Origin of the sequence: Bradyrhizobium sp. (genome assembly GCF_019244115.1) — a bacterium.
Lineage (GTDB): Bacteria > Pseudomonadota > Alphaproteobacteria > Rhizobiales > Xanthobacteraceae > Bradyrhizobium.
In genome coordinates, this window is the sequence record NZ_JAFATE010000154.1 from 1 (window position 1) to 6,259 (window position 6,259).

The following is a 6,259-nucleotide window of genomic DNA, read 5'->3' on the forward strand; positions in this document are numbered from 1 at the left end:
GCAGACGGCGCTTTCGGCGCATCCCGCACCTTGGCCAGTGCCGCTTGCATGGCGACCGCGGCCTGACGCTGGCGCTGGACCTCGGCGTTGCCGGGCAGCAGGGTGAGAAGCTGGTCGAAATCAGCGATGGCGCGGGCATAGTCGCCCTTGGCGACGAAGAGCTGGGCCCGCGCCAGAAAGGCCGCCTGATCGGCTTGCGGAGCTTGCGCGATGGCGCGGGTGACATCGTCGATCGCTTTGTCGATATCGCCTTGACGACGGTAGACCACGGCGCGAAGGAAGAAGGCGCTCTGAGCGGCCGGGTTGATCGAGATCGCGGTGTTCAGATCGCTCAATGCCTTGTCGAGCTCGGCGGTTTCGATATAGCCGCGCGCCCGGCCGATAAAGGCCGGCACAAAATCCTGGCGCAGCGCAATCGCCTTGTCGAAATCGGCCCGCGCATCGGCCCAGGCCTTCTGCTCGTTCTTGACGAGTCCGCGGGAGGTCCAGATGCCGGGATTTCCGGGATCGAGCTGCGCGGCCGCCGTGAAATCCGAAATCGCCTGATCGAACCGGCCGGAGCGCTGATACGCATAGGCGCGCGCGGACAGAGCCAGCGCCGAGCGCGGATTGAGCGCAATCGCCGCATCGGCATCCTTGAGCGAGAGATCGGGCTTGGCGTGATTGGCAAAAAATCTCGAGCGGTTCACATAGGCGATCGTGCGATCATCGACGGAGCCGGCCTGCGCCTTGATGACGGCGGTGCAGCCCATTTCGACCTTTTCAGCAATGGCGCTTTTGCAGTCCTCCAGATCGCCGGCGCGCGCCGGGCCCTGCTGCCAAAGAAGCCCAGCGGCGAGCACCACCAGATATCGCGCACAGGGCGACATCTGCGCGAACTTCCGCTGGGAGGACGCGCGAGCTCGCGCTGTCATGCCGAGGCCTTGTTGATCCATGATGGTTACGGACGACGCTCCGTTTTGCCCCGCTTGCCGCATCGCCAATCCTACCGCGGTTCAGCTACGTGATGTAGACGGATGTTCGGCAAGAGTTCTCTCAAAGTTTGACGGCGAAATGGCGGTTGATCCCGCATCGTCGCGGCGATAAGTCCAATACATCAACAAAAGCAACAACGTCTCGGGAGCTCTGTTCCAATGGAAGACAACGGCATCTTCGCAGGTCTGAAGGTCCTGGATTGCGCGAGTTTCATTGCAGCACCGGCGGCCGCAACCGTGCTTTCGGATTTCGGTGCCGACGTCATCAAGATCGAGCCGCCGGGAACCGGCGACCCCTACCGAAATCTGCCTCACCTGCCTGGGTATCCGGCGAGCGAACACAACTTTGCTTGGATGCTGGAAGCCCGCAACAAGAAGAGCCTGGCGCTCGATCTGTCCAAGCTGGAGGCACAGGCGGTGCTGCACCGCCTGGTCAAGGATGCAGACGTCTTCATCACCAATTTCCCACCCGCGGTGCGCGAGAAGCTCGGCCTCACTTACGAGAAGCTCGCGCCGCTGAACGAGCGGCTGATCTATGCGTCGTTCACCGGTTACGGCGAGAAAGGCGAGGAAGCCAACAAGCCCGGCTTCGATTCGAACGCCTATTGGGCCCGCTCGGGCCTGATGGATCTGGTGCGCGCCGACACCGCAACCACGCCCGCGCGTTCGGTTGCCGGAATGGGCGACCATCCCTGCGCGATGGCGTTTTACGGCGCGATCGTCACCGCGCTCTACAAGCGCGAGCGCACCGGCAAGGGCTCGCATGTCTCGTCCAACCTGATGGCCAACGGTGTCTGGGCGGCCTCGGTGCTGGCCCAGGCAAAACTCTGCGGCGCCAGGTTCGGCGAGCGGCGGCCGCGCGAGCGCGCGCTGAACGCGGTGACCAACCACTATCAATGCAAGGATGGCCGCTGGCTCATCCTGTCATTGCTGAACGAGGAGCGGCAATGGCCGACACTCACCCGTTGCCTCGGGCGCGACGACCTGATCGAGGACGAACGCTTCGCAACCAGGGCCGACCGCCACGCGCGATCGGTCGAGCTGATCAAAATCTTCGATGAGGTGTTTGCGACCAGAGATCTTTCGGAATGGCGCAAGATTTTGGACGGCAACGGCCTGGTATTCGGCGTCGTCGGTATTCTCGACGATATTCCAAATGACGCGCAGATGCTCGAGAACGAGGTGCTGGTGCCGTTCGAGAACGACAGCATGCTCACCATCAACAGCCCGATCTGGGTCGACGGCGAGAAGAAGGTCCGGCCGCGCAAGCCGCCCGGCATCGGCGAGCATTCCGATGAAATTCTGCGTCGCGTCGGCTACGACGAGGCCGCAATCCAGGAATTGCGCGCGGCCGGCGCCGTGGCGTGATCGGACAAGCAGCAGCGATTACGCGTTGCGTTTTTTGTCCGAGGCGATCGTGCCGGCCAGATGGGCCGCGACGAGATCATCGCCTGACGAACCAGACCAGTCCCACCACGATCACCGCAATGATGATGGTGAACACGATGGCCCAGCCGGAGATCCGGATCGCGCCGATGGTCTGACGCTTCTCTTCATTGCGCGCGATCTCGCGGTTGCGCTCCTTGTTCTCATCGGCTCGGTTCATGGCCAGCCCTCGCTCAATGTCCCGCCGTGGATGCCGGGCTCAGCGTAACGCGCAAAGATGTCGGCTGCTCGACAGCCGCATCGCCGTCAGGCGTGCGGACCAGGCGGCTAAGGCAAAATGCCGCGAGCGACGCACACAGCGCGGCCGCGGCCGCGGCGAGGAACACCGCCGCCGCACTCCATTTCGCAGCGAGCAGCAGGCCGCCGACCAGCGGACCGATGATCGACCCGATGCGGCCGATCCCGAGCGCCCAGCCCACGCCGGTTGCCCGGAGCGAGGTCGGATAAAATCCTGCCGCCAGCGCGTTGGCTCCGATCTGTCCGCCGACGACGCAAAAGCCGGCGACGAATATCGCCACGCTCACCGGGATGGCCGCATGCCCGAGCTGCCCGATCGCACCGACCGCGAACACCGCAACGAAATAGGTCAGCGCCAGCGCGCGGAACGAGAAGCGGTCGATCAGGCTGCCGAGCACGACAGTGCCGACGATGCCGCCGACCTGCAACATCGCCCCGATCAAGGCCGCCGCGGAATCCGAGGCCCCGAGATCGTTGAGCACGACGGGCAGCCAGTTCGCCAGGAAATAGATGTCGAGCAGGCTCATGAAAAACACGACCCAGAGTAGCAGCGTGACCAGGGTCCGCCCTTCCCGGAACAGATGCAGCACCGGCAGTCCGGCGACATGCGGCTCACGCACCACAAAACGCGTGCCGGCGTCGAATGCGGCGCCAGGTGCGATCGAACGGAGCAGTGCCGTGACCCGCTCCGAGGCATCGCCGGCAAGGGCGAGAAAACGCACGGACTCCGGTAGCCGCAGGAGCAGGATCGGAACCATGATCAGCGGCGCGATGCCGCCCACCAAAAATACCGAACGCCAGCCGTAGTTTGGAATCATGGCAGCGGCGAGCAGCCCGCCGAGCGCGGCGCCGACCGAGAAGCCGCAGAACATGATCATCACCATGGTGGCGCGGCGACGGCGCGGATTGAATTCGGAGGTCAGAGCGATGGCATTCGGCATCGCACCGCCGAGACCGAGCCCGGTCAAGAACCGGATCACGAGCAGCGATGTGGCATCCGCGGCGAAGACAGTTGCCAGCGCGCCGAGGCCGAAGGCGAACGTGGAGAAGATGATGATTGTCCTGCGGCCGATGCGGTCAGCGAGCGGCCCGAAGGTGAGCGCACCGATCATCAGCCCGAACAGGCCCGCGCTGAACACCGGGCCGAGCTGCGCCTTGCTGAGCCCCCACTCGCGCGCCAGCGCCGGGGCGATATAGCCGATCGCCTGGGTGTCGAAGCCGTCGAGGAACAGCACCGCCGCGCAGAGCACCAGCAGCCGGATCTGGAACCCGCCGACCGGCCAGCCGTCAATGAACGCCGCAACGTCGACGGCCGGGCCGCCGGTCCGCGCCTCTGAGGTCGCCATCTGCTTCCGCCCCGGACATTGTCGTCGGGGAATGAAACACGAGCCGCGCGCCCAGAGTCAATCGTGAGTAGAGCCGACGGCCTTCACGTTCCGGGCGCTGGGAATGAAGCACATGCCCATCCGCGTCACTGGGCTCATGACCTGGCAGGCCAGCCCCTTGGCGCAGGTCCAGGACGCAAAGCTCCTGTCGTCCTCCGCCGGATTGGCGCTCGCCTGATAGCAGTGCGCGCCCCAGCCATCCTGATAGTCGGTGCCGGCGAGTTCGGTAGAGCCACGCGTCTGCGGACGGCTGGCAAAGCCGTGCGAAAAATCGGGCTCTTTGCCGTCGCGGAGCGCGACCTCGATCTCCCGCCGCCTGACCTGGTCGCCAAGGAAGTGCGGCGAGGCCGGAACGACGGTCACGTTCGACGGCTTTGGCACCATCCAGTCGACGCCCGGGAAGTGGAAACCGCCGACGCCGCGGGTCTCATGACAGCCGCTACAACTGACGTCGTTGAGCCTGCGCTCGAAGCCCGCGACCGAATGGATGTTGTCCAGCGGCTGGTTGCTCTCGGCGGCCTTCTGCAGCGCAGTGACGATGTCGTTCTCCTGGAACGTCGGCTCGGCGGACGCGCCGTAGCCCTGGACCAGGCCATGGGCCGGCTGCAGGTCGGAGGGCGCGAAGCCAACCGGCGTCGAAGTGATTGCGCTTCTGGCCAGGAATTTTTCGGGGATCAGGATCGTGCCGCGATCGAGTTCGCGAAAATGATCGGGTTGCAGCAGCCAGGCCCTGAACTCCTGCCGCAGACCGGCATCGGCGAGCAGCCGCTCCCGATCGATCTGGTCCTCCATCGGCGCCTCCTCAAAAGTGCCGGGCGCGTGATAGTCGAAAACCTTCATCAGATAGTCGGTACGAAATTCGTGCGCCTCCGACTTCGGCATGTGCGCAATCTGCAGATTGGTCTCGAGACGATCGATGTTTTCGGGCCTGATCAGGTCGAGCGGACCGTCCTTCGCGGTCAGTTTTGACGCAAGCTCGGCACCGGTCTCGGTGAGTTCGCCGGCTGCCAGCCAGCGGCGCGCAATCTCCGCGCAGGCGAGCGTGGCGCCGGTCGCGTCGACGTCATGGTCTTTCTTGGCCTTCAGCACCACGTTCAGCGTCATCGGCAGCCGGGCCGAGGTCGAGAGATCGCTGCCGGCAAAACTCATGCGGTCATTGCCGGCAAAGTCCGGCAGCCGGGTCAGGCGATAGACCAGGCGGACTTCGCCGCAATTGGCGCGCGACACATAGGCGCGGTCCAACCGGCTGACGATGCCGGCGAGCACGAAGCGCGTGTCGGCCGAATAGAGCAGCGCGTGATCGAAGAGCTGGATGTCGAACGATTGTCCAACGCCGATGGCATCGCCCGGGTAGTGCGCCCGCTGGCTCTGGATGTAGCGCTTGAAATCTTCATCGAGCGCCTTGCGGACCGGCGCCATCGACGGCAGCGCGAAGAGCTGATCGTTGGTCAGCGGCTGATCCGCAGGCCGTGCCGTCGCCAGCACGCGGCCGAGATCGAACCTGCCATGATCGAGCTCGCGCAGAGCATAAGGTTCGGTGATCGCCGTGCCTCGATCGAGGGCCAGATCCGGCGTCGCGTACGCCGAACCAGCGCACAACAACAATCCGATCGCAATGAATGGAAATCGCAACAGTCGCCTCATGTCCCGATCAACACCGCACGTGCGGGTTTCTTCACACGCATGCGTTATCTCGGCAAACTAGACGAAAAATCGACCGCATGCCCCGCGGCCGCGGTCAACTTGACGGGCCACCGCTTCACGTCGTGGTGAAGCGGCTGGCGCCACGCGCGCGATCACGCCGCGCGAGTTTGCGGTTCAGCGCTGAACCACGAGCCCCTTGGTCGTCACGACCACCCAGCGCCCGTCCTGGCGGCGGATCGCATCGACCCGTCCGAGACCCGGCACGGGATCGCCGGCATAGACCTCGTAGAAGCCGTGCTTGCCTTCGATCACGGCGCCGCCGCGACTGACGTCGCGCAGCGTCCAGCCCTCGACGATGGGAAGCCGGCCCACATCGGTTTTTGGCGCGGCAGCACGGGGCTGGCCCGGCGCCGCAGCCATCGGCGTGGCGCTCGCGGTCGACTGGGTCACCGAGCCGGTGGTGTCACGCGGCAGCACGGGTGCGACCGCGGCCATGGCATTGCTCTGCGGCGTCGAGCGGACGCGATCGGTGGTGCCTTCGCCGAATTTGAGCAGCCGCGCCGACGTCTCGGC

General features: G+C 65.0%; 5 protein-coding genes and 1 pseudogene. 1 reads left to right on the top strand and 5 read right to left on the bottom strand.

Annotated elements, in window-relative coordinates; translation table 11 throughout:
• On the bottom strand, positions 1-914 hold a 914-nt coding region (locus tag JOZ76_RS06945; RefSeq protein WP_291697886.1), incomplete at its 3' end, for a tetratricopeptide repeat protein.
• A 219-nt stretch (positions 915-1,133) separates the two neighbouring features.
• On the opposite strand from JOZ76_RS06945, the gene JOZ76_RS06950 reads away from it, so the two are divergent.
• Positions 1,134-2,342, top strand: a complete 1,209-nt coding sequence (locus JOZ76_RS06950; RefSeq protein WP_291697887.1) for a CaiB/BaiF CoA transferase family protein — start codon at positions 1,134-1,136, stop codon at positions 2,340-2,342.
• Positions 2,343-2,418: 76 nt separating this feature from the next.
• Here JOZ76_RS06950 and JOZ76_RS06955 read toward each other — a convergent pair whose 3' ends face one another.
• The 4 genes and pseudogenes from JOZ76_RS06955 to JOZ76_RS06970 all read right to left on the bottom strand — a co-directional run.
• A complete protein-coding gene (locus JOZ76_RS06955; protein ID WP_291697888.1) occupies positions 2,419-2,580 on the bottom strand; it encodes a hypothetical protein in 162 nt (53 codons plus the stop codon).
• A 13-nt stretch (positions 2,581-2,593) separates the two neighbouring features.
• Positions 2,594-4,003, bottom strand: coding sequence for an MFS transporter (locus tag JOZ76_RS06960; RefSeq protein ID WP_291697889.1), 1,410 nt, complete (start codon positions 4,001-4,003; stop codon positions 2,594-2,596).
• Between the two features lie 57 nt (positions 4,004-4,060).
• The gene (locus JOZ76_RS06965; RefSeq protein ID WP_291697890.1) at positions 4,061-5,686 is read right to left on the bottom strand and encodes a hypothetical protein; all 1,626 of its coding nucleotides are present in this window, start codon (positions 5,684-5,686) and stop codon (positions 4,061-4,063) included.
• Positions 5,687-5,860: 174 nt separating this feature from the next.
• Positions 5,861-6,259: pseudogene (locus JOZ76_RS06970) on the bottom strand (hypothetical protein); the annotation flags it as partial.